Annotated in this window: 1 protein-coding gene; it reads left to right on the top strand. The window is 34.2% G+C overall.

Annotation, left to right across the window (positions count from 1 at the left end):
• The first annotated feature begins 1,084 nt into the window (after window positions 1–1,084).
• A complete protein-coding gene (gene trmB / locus F6K40_RS39860) occupies window positions 1,085–1,726 on the top strand; it encodes a tRNA (guanosine(46)-N7)-methyltransferase TrmB (RefSeq protein ID WP_293145754.1) in 642 nt (213 codons plus the stop codon).
• The last annotated feature ends 403 nt before the right edge of the window (window positions 1,727–2,129 follow it).

Here is a 2,129-nt window from a genome sequence, read left to right as displayed (position 1 = left end):
AAAAGTCAAAAGTTAAAAGTTAAAAGTTAAAAGTTAAAAGTTAAAGTGATTTTAAAAGTGGCTGATTAATTCTCAAAGCATTAATAGATCAAGGCAAATACCTTTTTGGATATAATATAAAATCCGGTTATACAGTAATCGCAAAATTACTTCCTCAACTAAAATATGTTAAGCATGAATACTAATTTAAAAATTTATGCATTTTCATTTCCTTTCTTACTCCTTACTCATTACTCCTTACTCATTACTCATTACTCCTTACTCCTCAGTAATACGATAACTAATTACCCGGATTCTATATAAAAATCAAGGCACAATTATGACTAAAAAATAAGGTTATATCATGTCCGGATCAGAACGTGATAGAACTCCGTTCCGCTTACGCGACCAAAAAACTTTCTCTTCATTTATAGCTTAAAATTCCCTCCTCATAACTCATAACTCATTACTCATAACTCATAACTCATATAGCAGGGAACAGGGAACAGGGAACAGTTGGAAAAGTGTTTCCTAGTATAAGATTCATCATCAGTCTATGTCCTAATCTTTGCTTCGACTGCTATAACTCATAACTCATAACTCATAACTCATTACTCATTACTCATTACTCATAACTCATAACTCATAACTCATTACTCCTCCATTTTTATGTATAACTATTCGACCGGACATGATATTAATAGTCTCCCCCTTTCAAGAGGATGAAAAAGCGGTCGGAAAGCGGAGCATGACCTAGGATGGGATGGCGTTTTTAGCTAAGAGAAAATAAACTTCAGTATTTCAATCCCAATGGTTCAGCTAGAGAAAAGTATACTTCTTATAATAGACATCTCCGAAAATTCAAAATCAAATCAATTATCATCCATAAATTATCTATTCTTTCTTCCAGTTAAGAGTTAAGTGTTCCCTGTTCCCTCTTTTCCGGAGATATCTAATTGTCATACAAAGCGATAGTATTGGCATAAAATAGACCATAAATCGGGTTTATTGTTATAGTTAAAACTTAACCATGGTCATTCATATAAACCCGGTTTATTGAAGTCAAAGGCGATCGCCCTCGACTGTAAAAATGGAGGTACAAATTTTGGCAAGAGTAAGAGTGAGACAGCACGTTAATCCTTTATCTAGCAAATATCAACAGTCAGTAACTATCCCAAATTTAAGGGATATTTATGGAGATATAAATAAACCATTACATTTAGATATTGGTTGTGCTAGAGGTAGATTTTTATGGGAGATGGCACAGGTAGAACCTGAGTGGAATTTTCTAGGTTTAGAAATACGGGAACCCCTAGTTATAGAAGCTAATAATTGGCGAGATGAACATAGTTTAAATAATTTGCATTATTTATTTTGTAATGTGAATATTTCCCTAGGAGAAATATTTGAGTATTTGCCAAAAGAGGTATTAAAAAGAGTCTCAATTTTATTTCCCGATCCTTGGTTTAAAAGACGTCATCAAACCCGTCGAGTTGTACAACCAAAGTTAGTAGAAGATTTAGCAAATTATTTAACAGTAGGAGGGGAAATTTTTCTGCATTCTGATGTGGAAGAGGTAGCTAAAAAAATGTGCGATCGCTTCTCGGAGCATAATTCATTTTATAGAAATTCTAATGATTGGTTAAACGAAAATATTTTGCCAGTTTTATCAGAAAGAGAAAAGGCGACTTTAGCAAAAAATCAACCTGTGTATCGAGCATTATTTATAGCAGGGAATAGGGAATAGGGAACAGAAGGAGTAGGGGAGCGGGGGAGTAGGGGAGTAGGGGAGAATTTTTTTTACCCAACTCTTGCCCAAAATGCCAACATGCATTTTGATGAACAGCTGAAAACCAAGGTATTTCTGACCATCAAAATTGCTCAAACCCTTATCTAAAAATACTTTGAGATTTAATCAGCAAGCCATAATTATCCTTCAGGTTTCCGATTTTTATTGATTTTTTTGAAGTATGCTTTACTACCTAATCCTAGCATCCAATACATAATAGGTGCAAATATTACATATATAGCGTTTCTCAGCAATCGTGAGGTACACCTATCTTTATTTGTTCCTATTTCCTATTCCCTGTTTCCTATTCCCTATTCCCTATTCCCTGTTCCCAGTTAAGTGTTCCCTGTTCCCTAAAACC

Origin of the sequence: Okeania sp. SIO3I5, from assembly GCF_010672085.1 — a bacterium.
Taxonomy (GTDB): Bacteria; Cyanobacteriota; Cyanobacteriia; order Cyanobacteriales; family Microcoleaceae; genus Trichodesmium.
The sequence above is the reverse complement of the archived record's forward strand: the minus strand, read 5'-3'. Positions and strand labels throughout refer to the sequence as shown.